Origin of the sequence: Anabaenopsis sp. FSS-46 (assembly GCF_029891665.1) — a bacterium.
GTDB lineage: Bacteria > Cyanobacteriota > Cyanobacteriia > Cyanobacteriales > Nostocaceae > Anabaenopsis > Anabaenopsis arnoldii.
On record NZ_JANQDG010000125.1, the window covers coordinates 1 to 20,234 of the forward strand.

A 20,234-nucleotide genomic window follows, 5' to 3' on the forward strand; every position below is an offset into this window, starting at 1 on the left:
CAACGCGAAAACCAAGCAATGATAGCGGTGGTCTTTCTTGTAAATCTTAACTTGAGAAATATCGCGTCTGGCTAAGGCGTGCAAGTCTACACCAGGGATAACCGCTCCCATGCTCCCGTTGAAGTAGAAAGTAAAGTCTAGGTTTGTCTAGGTTTTATATAGCGATCCGATTCCAACACCAGCAAGTATATAAGGAGAACCAGTTACTGTGTCTGTAGGTATTCTCGGCACCAAACTGGGCATGACCCAAGTTTTCGACGAAGATGGAGTATCAATTCCAGTCACCGTTGTTCAAGCGGGGCCATGCACTGTTACACAAGTTAAAACAAAACAGACCGACGGTTACAGCGCCATCCAAGTTGGTTATGGTGAAGTCAAACCCAAGGCGTTGAATAGACCTCTGCTGGGTCACTTGGCAAAATCATCTGCTCCAGCTTTACGTCATTTAAACGAATATCTCACAGATAGCGCTAGTGATTATACTTTAGGTCAAGAACTTAAGGCGGATATTTTTACTGAAGGTCAAATTGTCGATGTAGTCGGTACCAGTATCGGTCGCGGGTTTGCGGGTAACCAAAAGCGTAACAACTTTGGCCGCGGACCGATGTCACACGGTTCTAAAAACCATAGAGCGCCAGGTTCCATTGGCGCTGGTACAACCCCTGGTCGTGTTTATCCCGGTAAACGGATGGCAGGACGTTTGGGTGGTAGTCGGGTGACAATTCGCAAGTTGACCGTGGTGCGAGTAGACCCGGAACGCAACTTACTATTAATTAAAGGAGCCATTCCTGGTAAGCCGGGGTCCTTAGTGAATATTCTGCCTACAAAGAAAGTTGGTAAGTAGTCATTACTCATGAACTAAAGAAAAAAGGCAAAAAACACAAAAGGACATAAAAATGGTGGAAAGCATAGTTAAAAATTGGCAAGGAGAACAGGTCGGCCAGACTACCTTTGAGTTACGAGTTGCTCAAGAATCAACGGCCTCTCATATTGTGCATCGAGCCTTGGTAAGACAAATGACTAACTCTCGCCAAGGGACTGCGAGTACAAAAACTCGTTCCGAAGTTAGAGGCGGCGGTCGTAAACCTTGGCGACAAAAGGGAACTGGCCGCGCTCGTGCTGGGTCTATTCGTTCTCCACTGTGGCGTGGTGGTGGTGTGATCTTTGGACCGAAACCCAGAGATTTTCATCTGAAATTAAACCGCAAAGAACGGCGTTTAGCACTGCGAACCGCTTTTGTAGGTCGTGGGGACGATTTGATTGTGGTTGAAGATTTTAACAACGAGTTATCCCGCCCCAAAACTAAGGAGTTAGTCTCAGCACTAGCTCGTTGGGGAGCAGCACCTGAAAGTAAGGCATTGTTAATTTTGCCGGAGATTCAAAAGGAGGATAATGTTTATTTATCAGCCCGGAATATCGAAAATTTAAAGGTAATTGCAGCAGACCAACTTAATGTTTACGACTTGCTGCACGCTGATAAAATTGTCGTCACTGCATCAGCTTTAGCCAAAATTCAGGAGGTCTATAGTGCCTAAGTTTGACCCCCGCAATCTTCCCGACTTAGTGCGTCGCCCCATTGTGACTGAAAAGGCGACTATCCTCATGGAGCAAAATAAATATACTTTTGAAGTAGCTCCCAAGGCTAGCAAACCACAAATTAAGGCGGCGATTGAAGACCTATTTCAGGTAAAGATAGTCAAAATTAATACCATGATGCCACCACGTAAACAGCGTCGTGTTGGTAAATTTATTGGTTACAAGCCCCAATATAAGCGAGCTATTGTCACTGTAGCCCCTGGGGACGAAGAGAAAGTTAGACAAGTTCTATTCCCAGAGGTATAAAATAAAATGGGTACTCGTTCTTATCGCCCTTATACCCCTAGTACGCGCCAAGTTACTGTATCCGACTTTGCGGAAATTACTAAGTCAAAGCCGGAAAAATCATTAACAGAATACGTACATCGCCCTAAAGGTCGTAATAATCAAGGGCGGATCACTAGCCGTCGTCGGGGTGGCGGACACAAGCAACTTTACCGGATTATCGACTTTAAAAGGGATAAACGTAATATTGTCGCCGAAGTCATAGCCATTGAATACGACCCTAATCGGAATGCTCGCATCGCTCTGGTTTTATATGAAGACGGGGAAAAGCGTTATATTCTTCACCCCAATAAGTTACCAGTGGGTGCGAAAATTATCGCCGGTCCTGACTCTCCCTTTGAGGATGGTAACGCTTTACCACTGTCTAATATACCCCTGGGTACTAGTGTCCATAATGTGGAGCTGACACCGGGTAAAGGCGGGCAAATTGTCCGTGCGGCTGGTGCTAATGCCCAAGTGGTGGCTAAAGAAGGTAACTATGTCACTCTCAAGCTACCTTCCGGGGAAGTGCGGATGATTCGTAAAGAATGCTACGCCACTATTGGACAGGTAGGTAACACCGATGCGCGAAATCTCAGTGCCGGTAAGGCGGGACGGAATCGGTGGAAGGGTCGCCGTCCTAAGGTTAGAGGTAGTGTGATGAACCCGGTAGACCACCCACATGGTGGTGGTGAGGGTAGAGCTCCTATTGGTAGACCAGGTCCTGTAACACCTTGGGGTAAACCTACTTTAGGGGCAAAAACTCGCAAGCCTAAGAAAGCTAGCAGCAAATTGATCGTGCGTCGCCGTCGGAAATCTTCTAAACGTGGACGTGGTGGCCGTCAGTCATAATCTCAAGTCAAACATCCAAAGTCGAAATTATGGGTCGTTCTCTAAAAAAAGGTCCTTTTGTAGCGGATCACTTGCTGAGTAAGCTGGAAAAGCTCAACGCTAAAAACGAAAAACAAGTTATTAAAACTTGGTCGAGAGCTTCGACAATTTTGCCGTTGATGATAGGTCATACCATCGCTGTTCATAACGGACGTCAACACGTTCCGGTTTTTGTGAATGAGCAAATGGTAGGACACAAGTTGGGAGAGTTCGCCCCCACACGTACCTACAGAGGTCATGGGAAGAGTGATAAAAAAGCAGGGAGATAGTTATTAGTCATTGTGACTAATGACTTAAGGAGAAAATTATGGCTATTGATACTACTGAAGTAAAGGCGATCGCTCGTTATATCCGCATGTCTCCCTACAAGGTGCGCCGTGTCCTTGACCAAATTCGGGGGCGCTCCTACCGAGAAGCACTAATTGTATTGGAATTCATGCCCTATCGAGCCTGTGAACCAGTATTGAAACTTCTCAGAAGTGCAGCGGCTAATGCCGAGCATAATGCTGGTTTAGACCGGACGCAACTGGTAATTACTCAAGCCTATGCTAATCAAGGTCCAGTGCTAAAACGGTTTCAACCAAGAGCTCAGGGGCGAGCTTACCAAATTCGCAAGCCAACGTGTCATATCACTGTCGCTGTGGCCGCTGATGCTACTGCTAAATGAAATACCCCTTCTTTCACCGATGGGGTCTAGACACGAAAAACTGCGTAAAGTAAGAAATTCTTAGAGGAAGCATTTGTGGGACAGAAAATTCATCCAGTTGGTTTTCGCCTGGGTATTACACAAGAGCATCAATCCCGTTGGTTTGCAGTTCCTGAACGCTATCCAGAACTTTTACAAGAAGACCACAAACTTCGGAAATACATAGAACAAAAGCTGGGTAGATTGGCTCAAAACAATGCCGGAATTTCCGAGGTGCGGATTGAGCGCAAAGCCGACCAAATTGATTTGGAAGTACACACGGCTAGACCAGGTGTAGTTGTCGGCCGCGGTGGACAAGGTATTGAATCACTGCGGGTGGGACTACAAGAAATGCTCGGCAGTAATCGTCAAATTCGGATTAATGTAGTCGAAATCCAAAAAGTTGATGCTGACGCGGCTTTGATTGCGGAATACATTGCTCAACAGCTGGAACGGCGGGTTTCTTTTCGGCGGGTGGTACGCCAAGCTATTCAGCGCGCCCAACGTGCTGGTGTTCAAGGCATTAAAATTCAAGTCAGCGGTCGCCTCAACGGTGCGGAAATTGCTCGGACAGAGTGGACTCGTGAGGGAAGAGTGCCTTTACATACCCTCCGGGCTGATATTCACTACTCTTACTGCACAGCTAAAACAATTTACGGGATTCTGGGGATTAAAGTATGGGTCTTTAAGGGAGAAATTATCCCAGGACAGGAAGAAACCACCGCTCCATCCACCCCACGCGATCGCGAACCACGTCGTCGTCAACAACAACGCCGTCGTCAGCAATTTGAAGACCGATCTAATGAAGGATGAAGCATGTTAAGTCCTAGAAGAACTAAATTCCGCAAACAACAGCGCGGACGGATGCAAGGCCTAGCTAGCCGCGGCTGTAACCTTAACTTCGGTGATTTTGGCCTCCAAGCTCAAGAGCCATCTTGGATTACCTCCCGCCAAATTGAGGCCTCCCGTCGGGCAATGACTCGTTATATCCGTCGGGGTGGTAAAATCTGGATCCGGATTTTTCCGGATAAACCTATCACTATGCGTCCGGCAGAAACCCGGATGGGTTCAGGAAAAGGTTCTCCAGAGTTTTGGGTGGCGGTAGTTAAGCCAGGACGCATTATGTTTGAAATCGCTGGAGTTTCTGAAGAAATCGCCCGCGAAGCTATGCGTTTGGCTGCCAATAAGCTGCCAATTAAAACTAAATTTATTGTGCGTTCTCAACCACAGGAGCAGGAGTAGGTTATGCCTCTTCCCAAGATTTCGGAAGCTAGAGAATTAAGTGATGAACAACTGGTCTCGGAAATTGTCTCTGTTAAAAAACAACTGTTTCAGTTACGGTTGCAAAAAGCTACAAGACAATTAGAAAAGCCTCATGAGTTCCGACACGCCCGCCACCGCCTCGCCCAGTTGCTCACTGTGGAAACTCAGCGCCAACAGGCTACAAGTCAATCGACTACAGAATAAAAACTAGGAGATTATGGCAATCAAAGAACGAGTCGGCGTGGTAGTCAGCGACAAAATGCAAAAAACTGTGGTAGTCGCTGTGGAAAACCGCTCTCCCCACCCTAAGTATGGCAAAATTGTCGTGCAAACCCGCCGCTATAAGGTTCACGACGAAAATAGTCAGTGCAAGGTGGGCGATCGCGTCCGGATTCAAGAAACTAGACCTTTGAGTAAGACCAAACGCTGGCAAGTCAAAGATATCTTGAATGCTAAGACTACAGTGTAATAATTGTTACAGTAATCTAAACTCCAAAAGGGAGATTAATTGTGATTCAACCCCAGACATACCTCACTGTGGCAGATAATAGCGGTGCCAAAAAAATTATGTGCATCCGTGTATTAGGTGCAGGCAACAGGCGTTATGGTTTCATCGGCGACAAGATTATCGCCGTTGTTAAAGATGCCATCCCCAACATGGCTGTGAAAAAATCCGATGTCATACAAGCAGTGATTGTCCGTACCCGTCACAACATCCGCCGGGATAGTGGTATGACTATTCGCTTTGATGATAACGCCGCGGTGATCATCAATAAGGATGGTAATCCCAGAGGTACACGGGTCTTTGGACCGGTGGCTCGGGAATTACGCGATAAAAGCTTCACCAAAATCGTTTCTCTGGCTCCGGAGGTGCTGTAATGGCAAACCCCAAGGAAAAAGCCAAAGTATTTCATAAAATGCACGTCAAAACTGGCGACACTGTGCAAGTAATTGCCGGTAAGGACAAAGGCAAAGTTGGTGAAGTGGTCAAAGCACTACCCCAACTGAGTAAAGTCCTGATTAAAGGTGTCAATATCAAGACTAAGCACGTCAAACCCCAGCAAGAAGGAGAATCGGGCCGCATCGTCACTCAGGAATTTCCTATCCATAGTTCCAATGTGATGCTCTATTCTACTAAGCAAAACGTTACAAGTCGTGTTTGCTACACCTTTACAGCAGAAGGTAAAAAGGTGAGAATGCTCAAAAAAACCGGCGAAATTCTCGATAAATAAAGGGAATAACTGCTGTTTTTCTACCAGAAGGGACTCCTCAGTAATTCACAAGGCCTCCCTGACAAAGCCCAGGGATACAGATAAATAACTATGGCAACACCAAGACTCAAAGGTTTATATCAAGAAACCATCGTCCCTAAACTGATGAATCAGTTTCAGTACACTAACGTTCATCAAGTACCGAAGTTAGTGAAAATTACTGTTAACCGCGGTTTGGGGGAAGCGGCTCAAAATGCCAAGGCGCTAGAAGCGTCTTTAAATGAAATTGCCCTGATTACCGGTCAAAAACCAGTGGTGACTCGGGCGAAAAAGGCGATCGCCGGCTTTAAAATTCGTCAGGGTATGCCTGTTGGCATTATGGTAACCCTCAGAAGCGAACGGATGTACGCTTTTCTTGACCGATTAGTTAGCTTATCACTACCCAGAATTAGAGACTTTCGCGGCATCAGTCCTAAAAGCTTCGATGGTCGCGGTAACTACACTATGGGTGTTAGAGAACAGCTAATTTTTCCAGAAGTCGAGTACGACAGTATCGATCAAATCCGTGGGATGGATATTTCCATCATCACAACGGCGAAAAACGACGAAGAGGGTCGCGCCTTACTTAAAGAAATGGGAATGCCCTTTCGCGATCAATAAGTTCATCTAAAGAGGGAACGATGGCAGCTAACGATACAGTTGCAGATATGCTCACGCGCATCCGCAATGCCAACCTGGCAAGGCATCAGACTACACAAGTGCCAGCCACAAAAATGACTCGTAGTATTGCCAAGGTACTACAAGAGGAAGGCTTTGTTGCTGAAGTTGTAGAAGCAGGAGAAGGGATTAAACGCAATTTGGTGATTTCACTCAAATACAAGGGTAAAAACCGTCAGCCTTTAATTACAGCTTTGAAACGAGTCAGTAAACCGGGTTTGCGCGTTTACTCCAATAGAAAAGAATTACCCCGGGTACTAGGTGGCATCGGCATTGCCATTATTTCTACATCCAGTGGCATTATGACTGACCGCGAAGCCCGTCGTCAGAGCCTGGGTGGCGAAGTACTTTGCTATGTTTGGTAGTCATTACCCCCAGGGTCAGGACTGAAGATAAAGGACCAAGAATCATGTCTCGTATTGGTAAACGTCCAATTAATATTCCCGCCAAAGTGGAAGTGACAATTGATGGTAGCCAAGTTTTAGTGAAAGGACCCAAAGGCCAACTTTCGCGGACATTGCCCACTCATGTCGTTGTCTCCCAAGAAGGACAAACATTAAATGTCACCCGTCGCGATGACACACGTACGTCCCGGCAAATGCACGGTTTAAGCCGTACCCTAGTGGCTAACATGGTGGAGGGAGTCTCCCAAGGTTTTCAGCGTCGTCTGGAAATTCAAGGTGTGGGTTACCGGGCACAAGTTCAAGGACGTAACCTAGTCCTGAATATTGGCTACAGCCATCAAGTGCAGATTGACCCCCCTGAAGGAGTTCAGTTTGCTGTAGAAAATAACACTAACGTCATCGTCAGTGGTTACGATAAGGAAATAGTAGGTAACACAGCCGCAAAAATTCGTGCTGTTCGCCCCCCAGAACCCTACAAAGGTAAAGGGATTCGTTATGCCGGTGAAGCCGTCAGACGCAAAGCTGGTAAGACTGGTAAGAGTGGTAAGAAATAACAATGAAACTTACTCGTAGAGAATCAAAACAGCGTCGTCATCGCCGCGTTCGTGGTAAAGTTCACGGCACCCAAGAACGTCCACGTTTAGCCGTGTTCCGTTCCAATGAACATATTTACGCTCAAGTAATTGACGACACCAAGCATCACACCTTAGTAGCAGCCTCCACCGTCGAACCAGAGTTGAAATCGAATTTGGCTACAGGTGCTACTTGTGAGGCATCAGCCCAAGTCGGCAAATTGGTAGCAGTGCGATTGTTGGAAAAAGGAATCACCAAAGTAGTCTTTGATCGCGGTGGCAACTTATATCATGGTCGTGTCAAAGCCCTAGCTGATGCAGCACGCGAAGCTGGTTTAGATTTCTAATGACAACTGACTAATAGAGAGCATTTGATTATGGCAACTGGTCGTCGTAAGGCTAACCGCACAAAAAAAGAAGAAACTAACTGGCAAGAGCGCGTCATCCAAATCCGCCGGGTGAGCAAGGTCGTTAAGGGAGGTAAAAAACTCAGCTTCCGCGCCATCGTCGTCGTCGGTAATGAACGTGGCCAAGTCGGTGTCGGAGTCGGCAAAGCTTCAGATGTCATTGGCGCTGTCAAAAAAGGCGTGGCCGATGGCAAAAAACACCTGATTGACATTCCTATGACTAAATCTAACTCCATCCCCCATCCTATTGATGGTGTGGGTGGCGGTGCTAAGGTGATGATGCGCCCCGCAGCACCCGGTACCGGGGTAATTGCTGGTGGTGCTGTGCGGACTGTACTGGAATTGGCAGGAGTTCGTAACATCTTGGCCAAGCAACTTGGTTCCAATAACCCCCTCAACAATGCTAGAGCCGCAGTGAATGCCTTATCTACACTCCGTACTTTTTCTGAAGTAGCCGAAGATCGCGGTATTCCTATTGAAAAACTCTACATTTAGAATGGTTAACGGTTAATGGCTTGCTGACGGTTTAAGCAAGCCCTCAACATTGATCGGTCAATAGTGAAGCTCTAAAAAATAACTAATTACATCATGAGACTCAACGATGTTAAGCCCCAAAAAGGTTCAAAAAAACGCCGCCGTCGTGTAGCTAGAGGTATTTCCGCTGGTCAAGGCGCTAGCGCTGGTTTGGGTATGAGAGGTCAAAAATCTCGTTCCGGTAGCAGTACCAGACCAGGTTTTGAAGGTGGTCAGCAACCATTGTACCGCCGCTTACCTAAGCTTAAGGGCTTTCCGATTGTGAATCGGAAAATTTACACTACGATTAATGTAGATAAGCTCGCTTCTCTTCCTGCTGATACAGAAGTAACTTTGACTTCTCTCAAAGATGCGGGAATCATCACTGCTGCTAAAGGCCCATTGAAAATCTTGGGCAACGGTGAATTGAATGTATCCCTCAAGGTACAAGCAGCAGCTTTTACAGGACAAGCTCGTAGCAAAATTGAGGCGGCTGGTGGTAGCTGTGAAGTGGTATAAGGAAATACATAATTCCGTACTTGCCATCTCTAGATCCCTGCCAGCCCCCGGTTCACTATAGAGGTAGCATTCTATGATCAGTCGAGAAAAAGCCCCAACGGCTCAAGAAACTTTTATGCAGATGGCCCAAGCAGCCGGACTCAGAGGTAGGCTGCTTGTCACTGTCGGTATTTTAATTTTGGTTCGCCTGGGTATATTTTTGCCGGTACCTGGTCTTGATAGGGCCAGATTCGCCGCAGCTATATCTAGTAACAATGCCGTATTCGGTTTATTGGATATCTTTTCTGGGCGGGGACTTTCCACTTTGGGCATCTTTGCCCTCGGGATCTTACCTTTTATCAATGCCTCCATTATTATCCAATTACTCACCGCGGCAATTCCATCTTTAGAAAATTTACAGAAAAACGAAGGTGAGCAAGGCCGCCGGAAAATTTCCCAAATTACACGCTATGTCACGGTAGTTTGGGCAACTATTCAGAGTGTCGCTTTTTCGTCATTGTTCCTCCAGCAATTTGCTTTGAATCCCGGCATTTTGTTTGTCGCTGAAACAGCCATCGCTCTCACGGCTGGTTCTATGTTTGTTATGTGGGCATCAGAACTGATTACAGAACGCGGACTTGGTAATGGTGCATCATTGTTGATTTTTGTCAATATTGTCGCTTCGTTACCCAAGGCTTTGGGCGATACCATTGACTTGGTACAAGTTGGCGGTAGAGAAACTGTCGGTCGCGTTATTGTCCTCGTCCTGGTATTCCTGGCTACTATTGTGGGGATTGTTTTCGTTCAGGAAGGTATCCGCCGCATCCCCATTATTTCCGCTCGTCGTCAAGTCGGTCGCCGTGTCTTGGCAGAGCAGCGTAGTTATTTACCCCTGCGGCTCAATTCCGGGGGGGTCATGCCGATTATTTTTGCAGCCGCAATTCTCAGTCTGCCACTTTTAATCGCTAATTTCACCAAAAATCCTGACATAGCTAACATTGTCAACACTTATCTCAATCCTGGGGGTTCCGGGGCTTGGGTTTATGCTCTGGTCTACTTGGTGTCAATTATTTTCTTCAGTTATTTCTACTCTTCTTTGATTGTTAATCCAGTTGATGTGGCTCAGAATTTGAAGAAAATGGGATCTAGTATTCCCGGGATTCGTCCCGGTAAGGCTACCAGTGAGTATCTTGAGCGTGTGATGAATCGACTGACTTTTTTAGGGGCGATATTTCTGGGATTTGTTGCTATTATTCCCACGGCTGTGGAAAGTGCTCTAGGTGTCCCTACTTTTCGAGGTTTGGGTGCTACCTCTTTGCTAATTCTGGTAGGTGTGGCAATTGATACGGCTAAACAAGTCCAGACTTACGTGATATCTCAGCGTTATGAAGGAATGGTGAAACAATAGTGACGCGATTAATTTTCTTGGGACCACCTGGCTCTGGTAAGGGCACTCAAGCTCAAGTTTTGGCGGCAGACTTGAATATTCCCCACATTTCTACTGGGGATATATTAAGGCAAGCTATGCAAGAGCAAACTCCTTTGGGAATTAAGGCTCAAGGTTATGTCAATCAGGGCGATTTAGTACCGGACCAGTTGGTTCAGGACTTGGTGCAGGAGCGCTTTGTCCAACCGGATGTCACATCCGGTTGGATTCTTGATGGGTTTCCCCGCAAGGTCACACAAGCGGTTTTTCTCGAGCAGTTGCTCGCACAAACTCATCAGGGTGACCAGCGGGTTGTTAATCTCGATGCTCCAGATGATGTCGTGGTAGCACGTTTACTCGCTCGGGGACGAAAAGATGATACCGAGGAGGTAATTCGTCACCGTTTAGATGTTTACCGCTCTCAAACAGCACCATTGATTGACTATTATCGCGATCGCCAGAAATTAGTCACGGTCAATGGCCATCAGTCCCAAGAAGAAGTCACTGAGCAATTGCGCCTCATCGTTACTTCATAGCCTGATCAGTGGGGGGAAATCACCACTCACTACCCCGCCAGGACGCGATTCATCGCGTCTCTCGCCCCTATGGCTAAGATGCTGGACAATTTTAGCTAAGATATATTAATAAACTATTGATATATTTCTCAAAATATGTTCTTTTGCAGAGCCAGTGCTGCAACTGTATCAATAGGAGATTGTTGAATTGAGGAAAAAACAAATTGTCTAAGCAAGATTTGATTGAAATGGAAGGCACTGTCACTGAATCCCTCCCCAATGCGATGTTTCGCGTTGACTTGGATAATGGGTTCAATGTCTTGGCACACATTTCCGGTAAGATTCGCCGTAATTACATCAAGATTTTACCTGGCGATCGCGTCAAAGTTGAGTTAACTCCCTACGACCTTTCAAAAGGCAGAATCACCTATAGACTGCGGAAGAAATAGCTATACCTCCAAAATCTTACCATAAAACCATCTTTTTGGGTTCTCCCCCATTAATTAACTGAATTAAATTCCCTAAAAATGCTATAATTTACTATTTGGAGTCAATTACAAAAGGCATGAAAGTTCGAGCCTCAGTCAAGAAAATGTGTGAAAAATGCAACGTGATCCGCCGTCGCGGTCGCGTTATGGTGATTTGCGTCAATCCCAAGCACAAACAACGCCAAGGCTAACACTCTCAGACATCAAGGAGTGAAAATACAGATTAATCACCATAAAAAACGACAAAGTTAATTAATTAATTAAGTCTTTGTCATAGCAACTGCGATAACCATAGGGAGAAAATAATTGTGGCACGTATTTCCGGGGTAGACCTTCCACGTGATAAGCGCGTTGAAGTTGGTCTGACTTATATTTACGGCATTGGGTTAACAAGGTCTCTGGAAATTTTAGCCGCTACAGGTGTAAATCCAGATACCCGTGTTAAAGACCTAAGTGATGCTGAAGTGGCAGCCCTGCGCGGCGAAATAGAAAGCAACTATCAAGTAGAAGGTGACTTGCGGCGCTTAGAAGCCATGAACATCAAGCGCTTGATTGATATTGGTTGCTACCGCGGTCGTCGCCACCGCATGGGCTTACCAGTCAGAGGTCAAAGAACTCGCACTAATGCCAGAACCCGCAGGGGGAGAAGGCAGACAGTGGCCGGTAAGAAGAAGGCTCCAGGCAAATAAACCTTTAAACCCGGCAGATCAAAGCAAGTTGTACCTAGGATTAACTAAAAAAATATGGCAAGACAACCAACAAAAAAAGGCGGCAGCAAAAAGCAAAAGCGCAACGTACCCAATGGCATGGCCTACATCCAGTCTACTTTCAACAATAGCATTGTCACCATTACCGATCAAAATGGGGACGTGATTTCCTGGGCTAGTGCCGGTTCGAGCGGTTTTAAGGGAGCCAAAAAAGGCACCCCCTTTGCAGCACAAACAGCAGCAGAAAGTGCAGCCCGTAGGGCTATAGACCAAGGAATGCGGCAAATTGAAGTCATGGTTAGTGGACCTGGAGCAGGGAGAGAAACCGCCATTCGCGCCATCCAAGGAGCCGGACTAGAAATTACCCTGATTCGGGACATCACCCCCATTCCTCACAATGGTTGCCGCCCGCCCAAGCGCCGCCGAGTTTAAATAATATTTAGTGTCCAAACTGTTTCTCAAACCCCACCCCCAACCGCAGCGGTGCCAGGGAGGAGTCCAGTGTGAAGCAAGTCAGCTCTTCCTGACGGGGGGGCTGCTAAAGTTCAGAGCACCCAAAATAAATAATCATCTCCCCGTAGATAGGGCGAGGATACCATACTGCCACTTTTCAAAGGCAGTTAAATCTACCTGGCTCCACAAAGCTAGGGAACGAAAACTAAATTCAACGAGGCAATTGATTTGCCTGCTAGCAGCACCTTAAAGAAGGGAGGCTAATCCGTGGCGCAGTTTCAAATTGAATGTGTAGAGTCTAATACAGAGGAAAGTCGGAGCCATTATAGTAAATTTGTGCTGGAACCTCTAGAGCGTGGTCAAGGAACAACAGTTGGCAACGCGCTGCGGCGGGTTTTACTGTCGAATCTAGAGGGGACAGCAGTTACAGCAGTGAGAATTGCCGGTGTAACCCACGAGTTTGCCACAGTTCCCGGTGTGCGGGAAGACGTGCTGGAAATCCTCATGAAAATGAAGGAAGTAATCCTCAGAAGCTACTCATCTCAACCCCAGATTGGCAGATTACTTGTGAATGGTCCTGCAACAGTCACTGTGGCACATTTTGATTTGCCCAGCGAAGTAGAAGTCATAGACCCCACCCAGTACGTCGCTACCCTAGCAGAGGGTGGCAAACTGGAAATGGAATTTCGCATTGAGAAAGGAAAAGGTTATCGCACAGTAGAGCGAGGACGCGAAGAAGCCACCTCCTTAGACTTTCTGCAAATTGACTCGGTATTTATGCCAGTGCGGAAAGTTAACTATAGTGTAGAAGAAGCTCGTGGGGAGAGCTCAATTACCAAAGACCGCTTGCTGTTAGAAGTTTGGACAAATGGCAGTATCTCGCCCCAAGAAGCACTATCCTCAGCAGCTGGTATTCTAGTAGAGCTATTCAATCCATTGAAAGATATCTCACTAGAGCCTACAGAAACAGGCGCTGAAGTCCCAGAAGATCCCACCGCCCAAATTCCCATTGAAGAACTGCAACTTTCTGTACGGGCTTATAACTGTCTCAAACGCGCACAAGTCAACTCCGTGGCAGACCTGTTGGATTTCACCCAAGAAGACCTGTTAGAAATTAAAAACTTCGGTCAAAAATCAGCAGAAGAAGTAGTGGAAGCTTTACAGCGCCGTTTAGGCATTACCCTGTCCCCAGAAAGAGGCTCTAAACACAGTTAGTTAAACCCCAATTTTTACTCATTTATTATGCGTCATCGTTGTCGAGTCAAAAAACTCAGTAAACCAGCCGACCAGCGGCGCGCCCTGTTGCGATCGCTATCCACAGAGCTCATCCGTCATGGTCGCATCACCACAACTTTAATCCGCGCTAAAGTTGTTCGCAGCGAAGTAGATAAAATGATTACCCTAGCCAAAGACGGCTCCTTAGCAGCACGTCGGCAAGCCCTGGGCTACATCTACGACAAGCAACTAGTTCATGCCTTATTTGAGCAAGCCCCAACTCGGTACGGTAATCGCAACGGGGGTTATACCCGCATCCTGCATACCGTTAACCGCCGGGGAGATCATGCGCAAATGGCAATCATCGAGCTAGTCTAGTTCATTAGTCATTGGTCATGGGTCAGACACCAGACCAACAGACAAAACCTGTATGTTAGAAAGCCAACCGGTTCCTAGGCCAACCCATCGAGTCGCCTTAGTAATTCAATACTTAGGCACTCATTTTCACGGCTGGCAAAGACAAAAGCAACATCGTACAGTTCAAGAAGAAATCGAAACAGCGATCGCTCAGGTACAAGGCTTTCATGTCACCCTCCATGGTGCCGGGCGCACCGATGCGGGAGTCCATGCAGCTGCCCAAGTAGCCCATTTTGAAGCCACAGGATTCATCCCACCCCAGAAGTGGGCATCAATCCTCAACAGCTACCTGCCCCAAGATATACTCATTAGGGCTGCAGCGAGTGTAGATCATCATTGGCACGCCCGATTTAGTGCCGCATATCGGCGGTATCGCTATACGATATATACTGAACCTCGGCCCAACTTGTTCGTTAGACCCTTCAGTTGGCATTATTACTATGCACCCCTGGATGAATCCTTAATCCAAGCTGCCCTCGCACCGCTGATAGGGAAACATCATTTAGCCGCATTTCACCGAGCCGGTTCCAAGCGCCAGCACTCTTGGGTAGAAGTGCAAGCCGCAGAATGTCATCGCAGTGGGCCATTTATTCATATTGAAATTCAGTCCAATGGATTTTTGTATGGCATGGTACGGCTGTTAGTAGGGATGCTAGCACAAGTAGGTTCCAGCAAGCTGACACTGGCTAGCTTTACCGAACTGTGGAAAACAGAGCGCCGGGAAAAAGTCAAACACGCCGCCCCTCCCCAGGGTTTGTGTTTATTAAGAGTTGGCTACCCAGAGTTCCCCTTTCCCCCAGAAATTTGGTATGAAACCCAGCCCAAATTGGTCTTTCCCACAAATATTCCCCTAGAATATCCCCTAGCAGATCACCTTGATCTCAATTCCACACCACTCTCATAAAACAAAACTATCATGACCACAAAAACATACCTTCCTCCTCAAGCATCCCTTGAGCGTGAGTGGTACGTAGTAGATGCCACCGATAAACGCCTTGGCCGCCTGGCTAGCGAAATCGCCATGATTCTCAGAGGCAAAAACAAACCCCAATTCACCCCCCACATGGACACCGGTGACTTTGTTATTGTCGTTAATGCTGAAAAAGTAGCAGTCACAGGGAAAAAGCGCAGCCAAAAACTTTACCGCCGCCATTCCGGCCGCCCCGGGGGGATGAAAACAGAAACCTTTGCCAAACTGCAACAGCGCCTACCAGAACGCATTGTAGAACACGCGGTTAAAGGTATGCTACCTAAAAATAGCCTGGGTAAGCAGTTGTTCACTAAACTCAAGGTTTACGCAGGTCCGACTCATCCCCATAGCGCCCAAAAACCCAAAGAACTCACAATTAATACAATTCCCGGAGAAAATTAATGACAGTAGCACAAAGTAATAGCGGTCGCGCCGTGTACTGGGGTACCGGTCGTCGCAAGTCCGCAGTAGCACGGGTGAGATTGGTTCCCGGTGAAGGGAAATTGACCGTCAACGGTAAGGATGGAGAATTGTACTTTCAATTCAACGCCAATTACCTAGGAGTCATTAGAAATCCTCTAGAAACCCTGGGACTGGAAAACGAATATGACATTTTAGTCAAAGCTGAAGGCGGCGGCCTCACAGGACAAGCTGATTCTATTCGTTTAGGTGTAGCTCGCGCCCTGTGTCAACTCGACCCAGATAACCGCCCACCTTTGAAAATCGAGGGCTACTTGACCCGCGACCCCCGGGCAAAGGAACGGAAAAAATATGGTTTACACAAAGCCCGGAAAGCACCTCAGTACTCCAAACGTTAAACACATCAATGGGAATTGGTCATTGGGAATAGCACACAATCTGCCCCAATTCCCCCGGCTCAATTCTCCACTAAAAGTTATAATTAATATAGGTTAACGACAAAAACATGGCTAAATCTGATATTCATCCCCAATGGTATCCAGAGGCTAAAGTTTACTGTAACGGTCAAGTAGTGATGACCGTCGGCTCTACTAAGCCAGAATTACACGTAGATGTTTGGTCAGGAAATCACCCCTTTTACACCGGTACTCAGAAGCTGATTGATACCGAGGGTCGCGTTGAGCGCTTCTTGCGTAAATACGGCATGAGCACCACTAAATCCACTCAGAGCGATTCCCAAGAAAAGTAGCGCCTTGGCTGTGGCTGTTAACGACGACCCGGTAACTGCTGGGTCGCTTGTCATTTTTTGCCGAGCCTAGTTATCTGTAAGGAGCGATCGCATTCGTCATGGCTGAAACATACCTGTTAGAAAAACTCAAATCTGTTGAACAAACATTTCATGAATTAACCCGTCGTCTGGGTGACCCCGATACCGCCAAAAACCCTGATGAGTATCAAAAAATTGCTAAGTCTCGTTCTTCCCTAGAAGAAACAGTCAATACCTACGAAACTTGGAAAACTGCTACCACAGACCTAGCAGGGGCGCGTCAAGTCCTCAAAGAATCCAACGGTGACCCAGAGTTGCAAGAAATGGCATCCCTGGAAGTTAAAGAACTAGAAGCAAAACTAGAACACCTAGAAAATCGCCTCAAGGTTTTACTCTTACCCCGCGACCCTAACGATGATAAAAATATCATGTTAGAAATTCGCGCCGGTACCGGCGGCGATGAAGCCAGTATCTGGGCGGGTGATTTACTGCGCATGTACTCCCGCTATGCCGACCTCCAAGGCTGGAGAGTCAAACTCGTCAGCGAATCCCTGGGGGAAATGGGCGGGTTCAAAGAAGTGATCCTGGAAATTCAGGGCGATAGCGTTTACAGTCAACTCAAATTTGAAGCGGGAGTCCATCGTGTACAGCGTGTACCAGCTACAGAAGCTGGAGGACGGGTTCACACCTCCACAGCCACCGTCGCCATTATGCCAGAAGTCGATGATGTGGAAATTCACATTGATCCCAAAGATATCGAACTCACCACCGCTCGTTCTGGTGGTGCTGGGGGACAAAACGTTAACAAGGTAGAAACCGCAGCAGACTTGTACCACAAACCCACTGGTATCCGTATTTTCTGCACAGAAGAACGTAGTCAATTGCAAAACAAAGAACGGGCGATGCAAATCCTCCGGGCTAAACTGTACGAAATCAAGTTACGCGAGCAACAAGAAGCCGTAACTTCCATGCGGCGATCGCAAGTTGGTACAGGCTCACGCTCCGAGAAAATCCGTACTTACAACTATAAAGATAACCGTGTTACCGACCACCGCCTAGGACAGAACTACTCACTTAATCCCGTCTTGGAAGGTGAGTTAGAGATACTCGTTCAATCTTGTATCTCTCAAGACCAGCAAGAACGCCTGGCAGAGTTAGCAAATGCTACCTCAAACTAACTTTTAGCCGTTAACTCTCATGGAAAACCGCTATTTCTAATGTAGCTTTTAATGCATACAAGCGGTTTTCTAAGGCAGTTCTGAGTGCCTTTTCCATTTCCGCCAGATACTCGTAATACACAAATTCGTAGCGCATAGTCTGATTTAACCTCCGCCACTCCAGGAGGCTATCACAGCACTCAATTAACCTCTCCACAGTTGTTTGCCAACGGGTAAAAATCCGATAGCTGAAAAAGCTACTGCACACATTCCCCTTAGCATCCCAGAAGGAAATACACACCTGATGCTTAAGATAACGGATTTTCTTGACCTCCTTCACCTCACAGCCCTTGTGTTTCAGCGCTTCCTTAACTTCCGCATCTGAAATCTTCCATTGACTGGGTTTGATATTCTTAGCTGCTATGAGATTACAACCCGGGCGGCGATACTTTTTAACTCGGCGTAGATTGCGGAACATATGCACCCCTTCTACCTGATTTAATAAGGTTATATATTTATTTTACAGTTAGACTTAAAAATAACAATTCTAAATTCAGGATATCATTGCTCAGTTAAATTGTAAATAGTTACTAAAAATATAGTCAAATATTTTTAGCTTGGTAAGGTCTAAACCTGACTGGGCTAACTACAAGCCTCTCTACTGAGTTTCCATCAAAGATAGAGTCCCCAGCTACCTTTCTTAATATATTTAGGGAACCATTCAAGTCTGCTGAATATATTTTCCCAGACTTAGACCTAAATAAACCTCTGTTGATTCTTTTACCTAAATAGTGTTCATGCTTTTTGATAGGTTCAAAATCTAGAAAACTACATTTTGAAGTGTAGCTCTCTTCATTGGTTTGCACCTTGATTCCAGCGAGTTTAGCTTTATATTCTAGTTGCTGGATAAATCGAGCATGGGGAATATTAGTAAAGTTTTGATTGGTCTTACTTCCCAAGTTAATGCTTTGCTTCCACTTCTCGTTTTTACCTATAATCAAATGCGTTATGTTTTGTCTGACTAGCTGATTAACAATAAATCTACTAGCTGTGTGGAGGTAATAATCCACCTTGTTATTACGTTTGAGTGTCAGTGCTTCTATTTTTCTAGAAGTTTTTTGATTTTTAGGTAACTGAGATTGACGACTAGCTTTAACTTTGTTGTAAAACTGATTACAGGATTTAATAGCTTTGCCGCAAACAATAAAAGGTTTGAAGTCGTGACAATTACTACTAAGGGTGGCTAAGTTATTTAAGCCTACGTCAATTGCTGCTATTCTGTTATTAGTTGTTAGGGATGTTTCTTCTTGCTCATAAACTGCTTCGAGAATGTAGGCATTATTTTTGGGAATAATCCTGACTTCTTGAATTTGAGTAAGCTTGGTTTTGATGAGCAATGACAACCCAGAAGGAGAAATTAAACCTTGCTTTAAGGCTTTTTTAGAAAAAGCCTGATTGTTAAAGGTTAAGATATTTCTCCCTTCTTGCTTATGTTTATACTTGGGTAACTTGGGTTCACCTAAAAACTTATCAGGATTTAACTTATACTCTTTTTTGGCTTCTTGATAGGATTTAAAGCATTTATCGACTTGTTTAAATACCAGTTGAGCAACTTTGCTGGGTAAAGCTTTGTAATCATCACTGTTTTTAAGTGAGTGGTATATTTGATTGAAAGTTGGTATTGGTTGACTATTGAAAAAGGATTGACGACATAAATAAACAGCACAGTTGAATAGGTTTTTTGATAAAAAAGACATTTGATCAATCACCCCAAACCACTTGTTATTTCCTTTGATTATGTGTCGTTCAACTAATCGCATTCTGACTCCAGGCATTTAACAATGCACTCAGTTTTTATTTTCCTTCTTCTTAGACCATAGATTGTCCCACAGAAGCTGGTTATGATTGAGATAAAGTCTTGCATAATATCTTCAGTTTCTTCTTCTGCCAGATTTACTACCTCAATATCTTTCCCTTGCTTGTTTAGTAAGACTTTCAGATAATTAAAACCCACCCTGGTTAATCTATCTTTATGCTCAACAACAACAATAATTTTATAATCATCTTCATTTAAACCTTATACCTAAATCGATAAAATATGTAAACTGGTAAATGTAGTCACAGAAATATTATAGTAGTGGACTTAGCAGCTAGACAAAAACTCATAGAAGTAGTAAAAATGGCTCGTGGCCCCATGAGTCAGAGGGGTTTCGGTAAACTCCTCGGTGTTTCTGCCACTGCAGTGCAACTGTGGGAAAAAGGAGAATCAATCCCAGACACAGAAAACTTAGCCAACATTGCCAACAAAGCCGGCTACACCATGGAAGAACTGCTCCATTATATTGGTGTCAAGCCCATGCCACAATCAACAGATGTAAACCAGATGGTAAAGCAGATTAAAACCATGCCATTAAATGAAGTAGCCATCATTGGTAGAACCGTCATGGAAAGACTAGCAGCAGCAGCAGAAGCTGGGGATAATCCCTAAAACCCAAACACCTTAGGAACCTTTGGGTTTAAGAGGATGTTGGAAAACTTATGATTAATGTATAGAATATTGTTTTACCCCACCCTAACCCTCCCCTTGTCAGGGGAGGGAAAACCTTTGCGACCTTTGCGCGTACTTAGCGACCTTTGCGTTTAAACACCGTACAGGCGATCGCCCCAAAGCTCCCCGAC

Annotated in this window: 34 protein-coding genes; 32 read left to right on the forward strand and 2 right to left on the reverse strand. The window is 45.7% G+C overall.

Features of this window, described 5'->3' with window-relative positions; genetic code table 11:
• Positions 1-208 precede the first annotated feature (208 nt).
• The 31 genes from rplC (at position 209) to prfA (ending at position 17,576) form a co-directional block, all read left to right on the forward strand.
• Positions 209-844 carry a 50S ribosomal protein L3 gene (gene rplC, locus NWP21_RS15370; protein WP_271732228.1) on the forward strand — a complete coding sequence of 212 codons (636 nt, stop codon included), beginning with the start codon at positions 209-211 and terminating at the stop codon, positions 842-844.
• Between the two features lie 52 nt (positions 845-896).
• Complete coding sequence (rplD, locus tag NWP21_RS15375; protein WP_280793342.1) at positions 897-1,535, forward strand: 50S ribosomal protein L4; 639 nt, start codon at positions 897-899, stop codon at positions 1,533-1,535.
• Complete coding sequence (locus NWP21_RS15380; RefSeq protein ID WP_271732225.1) at positions 1,528-1,842, forward strand: 50S ribosomal protein L23; 315 nt, start codon at positions 1,528-1,530, stop codon at positions 1,840-1,842. The genes rplD and NWP21_RS15380 overlap by 8 nt, the downstream gene beginning before the upstream one ends.
• 6 nt (positions 1,843-1,848) lie before the next feature.
• A complete protein-coding gene (rplB, locus tag NWP21_RS15385) occupies positions 1,849-2,712 on the forward strand; it encodes a 50S ribosomal protein L2 (protein ID WP_271732224.1) in 864 nt (287 codons plus the stop codon).
• Positions 2,713-2,741: 29 nt separating this feature from the next.
• Positions 2,742-3,020 carry a 30S ribosomal protein S19 gene (gene rpsS / locus NWP21_RS15390; RefSeq protein ID WP_271732222.1) on the forward strand — a complete coding sequence of 93 codons (279 nt, stop codon included), beginning with the start codon at positions 2,742-2,744 and terminating at the stop codon, positions 3,018-3,020.
• Between the two features lie 38 nt (positions 3,021-3,058).
• On the forward strand, positions 3,059-3,418 hold the full coding sequence (gene rplV / locus NWP21_RS15395; RefSeq protein ID WP_271732220.1) for a 50S ribosomal protein L22: 360 nt from the start codon (positions 3,059-3,061) through the stop codon (positions 3,416-3,418).
• Positions 3,419-3,493: 75 nt separating this feature from the next.
• Entirely contained in the window at positions 3,494-4,249 is a 756-nt protein-coding gene (gene rpsC / locus NWP21_RS15400; RefSeq protein ID WP_280793343.1) for a 30S ribosomal protein S3, read from the forward strand.
• Between the two features lie 3 nt (positions 4,250-4,252).
• A complete protein-coding gene (rplP, locus tag NWP21_RS15405; RefSeq protein ID WP_271732217.1) occupies positions 4,253-4,678 on the forward strand; it encodes a 50S ribosomal protein L16 in 426 nt (141 codons plus the stop codon).
• Between the two features lie 3 nt (positions 4,679-4,681).
• A complete protein-coding gene (gene rpmC, locus NWP21_RS15410) occupies positions 4,682-4,903 on the forward strand; it encodes a 50S ribosomal protein L29 (RefSeq protein WP_271732216.1) in 222 nt (73 codons plus the stop codon).
• 13 nt (positions 4,904-4,916) lie between these two features.
• Complete coding sequence (gene rpsQ, locus NWP21_RS15415) at positions 4,917-5,168, forward strand: 30S ribosomal protein S17 (RefSeq protein ID WP_271732215.1); 252 nt, start codon at positions 4,917-4,919, stop codon at positions 5,166-5,168.
• A 41-nt stretch (positions 5,169-5,209) separates the two neighbouring features.
• Positions 5,210-5,578 carry a 50S ribosomal protein L14 gene (gene rplN, locus NWP21_RS15420; RefSeq protein ID WP_271732213.1) on the forward strand — a complete coding sequence of 123 codons (369 nt, stop codon included), beginning with the start codon at positions 5,210-5,212 and terminating at the stop codon, positions 5,576-5,578.
• Positions 5,578-5,931: a 50S ribosomal protein L24 gene (rplX, locus tag NWP21_RS15425; RefSeq protein ID WP_271732212.1), complete on the forward strand. Its 354-nt coding sequence runs from the start codon at positions 5,578-5,580 to the stop codon at positions 5,929-5,931. The genes rplN and rplX overlap by 1 nt, the downstream gene beginning before the upstream one ends.
• Before the next feature lie 90 nt (positions 5,932-6,021).
• Positions 6,022-6,570 (forward strand): 50S ribosomal protein L5, encoded by a 549-nt coding sequence (gene rplE, locus NWP21_RS15430; RefSeq protein WP_271732211.1) that lies wholly within the window; start codon positions 6,022-6,024, stop codon positions 6,568-6,570.
• Positions 6,571-6,590: 20 nt separating this feature from the next.
• On the forward strand, positions 6,591-6,992 hold the full coding sequence (gene rpsH / locus NWP21_RS15435) for a 30S ribosomal protein S8 (RefSeq protein WP_200989445.1): 402 nt from the start codon (positions 6,591-6,593) through the stop codon (positions 6,990-6,992).
• Positions 6,993-7,036: 44 nt separating this feature from the next.
• Positions 7,037-7,585, forward strand: coding sequence for a 50S ribosomal protein L6 (gene rplF / locus NWP21_RS15440; RefSeq protein ID WP_271732210.1), 549 nt, complete (start codon positions 7,037-7,039; stop codon positions 7,583-7,585).
• A 2-nt stretch (positions 7,586-7,587) separates the two neighbouring features.
• A complete protein-coding gene (gene rplR / locus NWP21_RS15445; RefSeq protein WP_271732209.1) occupies positions 7,588-7,950 on the forward strand; it encodes a 50S ribosomal protein L18 in 363 nt (120 codons plus the stop codon).
• 30 nt (positions 7,951-7,980) lie between these two features.
• Complete coding sequence (gene rpsE, locus NWP21_RS15450; RefSeq protein ID WP_271732207.1) at positions 7,981-8,505, forward strand: 30S ribosomal protein S5; 525 nt, start codon at positions 7,981-7,983, stop codon at positions 8,503-8,505.
• A 93-nt stretch (positions 8,506-8,598) separates the two neighbouring features.
• The gene (rplO, locus tag NWP21_RS15455; protein WP_280793344.1) at positions 8,599-9,042 is read left to right on the forward strand and encodes a 50S ribosomal protein L15; all 444 of its coding nucleotides are present in this window, start codon (positions 8,599-8,601) and stop codon (positions 9,040-9,042) included.
• A 73-nt stretch (positions 9,043-9,115) separates the two neighbouring features.
• Positions 9,116-10,429: a preprotein translocase subunit SecY gene (gene secY / locus NWP21_RS15460; RefSeq protein WP_280793345.1), complete on the forward strand. Its 1,314-nt coding sequence runs from the start codon at positions 9,116-9,118 to the stop codon at positions 10,427-10,429.
• Positions 10,429-10,983 carry an adenylate kinase gene (locus NWP21_RS15465; RefSeq protein WP_271732204.1) on the forward strand — a complete coding sequence of 185 codons (555 nt, stop codon included), beginning with the start codon at positions 10,429-10,431 and terminating at the stop codon, positions 10,981-10,983. The genes secY and NWP21_RS15465 overlap by 1 nt, the downstream gene beginning before the upstream one ends.
• A 203-nt stretch (positions 10,984-11,186) precedes the next feature.
• A complete protein-coding gene (infA, locus tag NWP21_RS15470) occupies positions 11,187-11,411 on the forward strand; it encodes a translation initiation factor IF-1 (RefSeq protein WP_006196724.1) in 225 nt (74 codons plus the stop codon).
• Positions 11,412-11,527: 116 nt separating this feature from the next.
• Entirely contained in the window at positions 11,528-11,641 is a 114-nt protein-coding gene (gene rpmJ / locus NWP21_RS15475) for a 50S ribosomal protein L36 (RefSeq protein ID WP_006196723.1), read from the forward strand.
• Positions 11,642-11,758: 117 nt separating this feature from the next.
• Positions 11,759-12,139 carry a 30S ribosomal protein S13 gene (gene rpsM / locus NWP21_RS15480; RefSeq protein WP_271732201.1) on the forward strand — a complete coding sequence of 127 codons (381 nt, stop codon included), beginning with the start codon at positions 11,759-11,761 and terminating at the stop codon, positions 12,137-12,139.
• 54 nt (positions 12,140-12,193) lie between these two features.
• Complete coding sequence (gene rpsK / locus NWP21_RS15485) at positions 12,194-12,589, forward strand: 30S ribosomal protein S11 (RefSeq protein ID WP_271732200.1); 396 nt, start codon at positions 12,194-12,196, stop codon at positions 12,587-12,589.
• Positions 12,590-12,877: 288 nt separating this feature from the next.
• Positions 12,878-13,825, forward strand: coding sequence for a DNA-directed RNA polymerase subunit alpha (locus NWP21_RS15490; RefSeq protein WP_271732198.1), 948 nt, complete (start codon positions 12,878-12,880; stop codon positions 13,823-13,825).
• Between the two features lie 27 nt (positions 13,826-13,852).
• Complete coding sequence (gene rplQ / locus NWP21_RS15495) at positions 13,853-14,203, forward strand: 50S ribosomal protein L17 (protein ID WP_271732195.1); 351 nt, start codon at positions 13,853-13,855, stop codon at positions 14,201-14,203.
• Positions 14,204-14,255: 52 nt separating this feature from the next.
• On the forward strand, positions 14,256-15,146 hold the full coding sequence (gene truA / locus NWP21_RS15500) for a tRNA pseudouridine(38-40) synthase TruA (protein WP_280793346.1): 891 nt from the start codon (positions 14,256-14,258) through the stop codon (positions 15,144-15,146).
• 12 nt (positions 15,147-15,158) lie between these two features.
• Positions 15,159-15,614 (forward strand): 50S ribosomal protein L13, encoded by a 456-nt coding sequence (rplM, locus tag NWP21_RS15505; protein WP_271732192.1) that lies wholly within the window; start codon positions 15,159-15,161, stop codon positions 15,612-15,614.
• Entirely contained in the window at positions 15,614-16,030 is a 417-nt protein-coding gene (rpsI, locus tag NWP21_RS15510) for a 30S ribosomal protein S9 (protein WP_271732190.1), read from the forward strand. The genes rplM and rpsI overlap by 1 nt, the downstream gene beginning before the upstream one ends.
• Before the next feature lie 107 nt (positions 16,031-16,137).
• Positions 16,138-16,380, forward strand: coding sequence for a 50S ribosomal protein L31 (rpmE, locus tag NWP21_RS15515; RefSeq protein WP_271732189.1), 243 nt, complete (start codon positions 16,138-16,140; stop codon positions 16,378-16,380).
• A gap of 98 nt (positions 16,381-16,478) precedes the next feature.
• The gene (gene prfA, locus NWP21_RS15520) at positions 16,479-17,576 is read left to right on the forward strand and encodes a peptide chain release factor 1 (RefSeq protein WP_280793347.1); all 1,098 of its coding nucleotides are present in this window, start codon (positions 16,479-16,481) and stop codon (positions 17,574-17,576) included.
• A gap of 10 nt (positions 17,577-17,586) precedes the next feature.
• On the opposite strand, the gene NWP21_RS15525 is transcribed toward prfA, so the two are convergent.
• Both NWP21_RS15525 and NWP21_RS15530 read right to left on the reverse strand, forming a co-directional pair.
• Positions 17,587-18,033, reverse strand: coding sequence for a hypothetical protein (locus tag NWP21_RS15525; RefSeq protein WP_280793348.1), 447 nt, complete (start codon positions 18,031-18,033; stop codon positions 17,587-17,589).
• A 124-nt stretch (positions 18,034-18,157) separates the two neighbouring features.
• Positions 18,158-19,375 carry a transposase gene (locus tag NWP21_RS15530; RefSeq protein ID WP_280793349.1) on the reverse strand — a complete coding sequence of 406 codons (1,218 nt, stop codon included), beginning with the start codon at positions 19,373-19,375 and terminating at the stop codon, positions 18,158-18,160.
• A 317-nt stretch (positions 19,376-19,692) separates the two neighbouring features.
• Between NWP21_RS15530 and NWP21_RS15535 the strand changes: the two genes are divergently transcribed.
• Complete coding sequence (locus NWP21_RS15535) at positions 19,693-20,043, forward strand: helix-turn-helix transcriptional regulator (RefSeq protein WP_280793350.1); 351 nt, start codon at positions 19,693-19,695, stop codon at positions 20,041-20,043.
• Positions 20,044-20,234 lie beyond the last annotated feature (191 nt).

What these genes read in the sequence shown, in the direction of transcription:
- rplB (WP_271732224.1), top strand. Translation starts at nt 1,849, where the DNA reads ATGGGTACTCGTTCTTATCGCCCTTATACCCCTAGTACGCGCCAAGTT.
- NWP21_RS15530 (WP_280793349.1), bottom strand. Translation starts at nt 19,375, where the DNA reads ATGCGATTAGTTGAACGACACATAATCAAAGGAAATAACAAGTGGTTT.
- truA (WP_280793346.1), top strand. Translation starts at nt 14,256, where the DNA reads ATGTTAGAAAGCCAACCGGTTCCTAGGCCAACCCATCGAGTCGCCTTA.
- prfA (WP_280793347.1), top strand. Translation starts at nt 16,479, where the DNA reads ATGGCTGAAACATACCTGTTAGAAAAACTCAAATCTGTTGAACAAACA.
- rplF (WP_271732210.1), top strand. Translation starts at nt 7,037, where the DNA reads ATGTCTCGTATTGGTAAACGTCCAATTAATATTCCCGCCAAAGTGGAA.
- rplX (WP_271732212.1), top strand. Translation starts at nt 5,578, where the DNA reads ATGGCAAACCCCAAGGAAAAAGCCAAAGTATTTCATAAAATGCACGTC.
- rplQ (WP_271732195.1), top strand. Translation starts at nt 13,853, where the DNA reads ATGCGTCATCGTTGTCGAGTCAAAAAACTCAGTAAACCAGCCGACCAG.
- rpmC (WP_271732216.1), top strand. Translation starts at nt 4,682, where the DNA reads ATGCCTCTTCCCAAGATTTCGGAAGCTAGAGAATTAAGTGATGAACAA.
- rpsS (WP_271732222.1), top strand. Translation starts at nt 2,742, where the DNA reads ATGGGTCGTTCTCTAAAAAAAGGTCCTTTTGTAGCGGATCACTTGCTG.
- rpsK (WP_271732200.1), top strand. Translation starts at nt 12,194, where the DNA reads ATGGCAAGACAACCAACAAAAAAAGGCGGCAGCAAAAAGCAAAAGCGC.
- rpsI (WP_271732190.1), top strand. Translation starts at nt 15,614, where the DNA reads ATGACAGTAGCACAAAGTAATAGCGGTCGCGCCGTGTACTGGGGTACC.
- rplR (WP_271732209.1), top strand. Translation starts at nt 7,588, where the DNA reads ATGAAACTTACTCGTAGAGAATCAAAACAGCGTCGTCATCGCCGCGTT.
- rpmJ (WP_006196723.1), top strand. Translation starts at nt 11,528, where the DNA reads ATGAAAGTTCGAGCCTCAGTCAAGAAAATGTGTGAAAAATGCAACGTG.
- rpsH (WP_200989445.1), top strand. Translation starts at nt 6,591, where the DNA reads ATGGCAGCTAACGATACAGTTGCAGATATGCTCACGCGCATCCGCAAT.
- rplD (WP_280793342.1), top strand. Translation starts at nt 897, where the DNA reads ATGGTGGAAAGCATAGTTAAAAATTGGCAAGGAGAACAGGTCGGCCAG.
- rplO (WP_280793344.1), top strand. Translation starts at nt 8,599, where the DNA reads ATGAGACTCAACGATGTTAAGCCCCAAAAAGGTTCAAAAAAACGCCGC.
- rplP (WP_271732217.1), top strand. Translation starts at nt 4,253, where the DNA reads ATGTTAAGTCCTAGAAGAACTAAATTCCGCAAACAACAGCGCGGACGG.
- rpsQ (WP_271732215.1), top strand. Translation starts at nt 4,917, where the DNA reads ATGGCAATCAAAGAACGAGTCGGCGTGGTAGTCAGCGACAAAATGCAA.
- rplM (WP_271732192.1), top strand. Translation starts at nt 15,159, where the DNA reads ATGACCACAAAAACATACCTTCCTCCTCAAGCATCCCTTGAGCGTGAG.
- rplV (WP_271732220.1), top strand. Translation starts at nt 3,059, where the DNA reads ATGGCTATTGATACTACTGAAGTAAAGGCGATCGCTCGTTATATCCGC.
- NWP21_RS15525 (WP_280793348.1), bottom strand. Translation starts at nt 18,033, where the DNA reads ATGTTCCGCAATCTACGCCGAGTTAAAAAGTATCGCCGCCCGGGTTGT.
- rpsE (WP_271732207.1), top strand. Translation starts at nt 7,981, where the DNA reads ATGGCAACTGGTCGTCGTAAGGCTAACCGCACAAAAAAAGAAGAAACT.
- secY (WP_280793345.1), top strand. Translation starts at nt 9,116, where the DNA reads ATGATCAGTCGAGAAAAAGCCCCAACGGCTCAAGAAACTTTTATGCAG.
- rplE (WP_271732211.1), top strand. Translation starts at nt 6,022, where the DNA reads ATGGCAACACCAAGACTCAAAGGTTTATATCAAGAAACCATCGTCCCT.
- rpmE (WP_271732189.1), top strand. Translation starts at nt 16,138, where the DNA reads ATGGCTAAATCTGATATTCATCCCCAATGGTATCCAGAGGCTAAAGTT.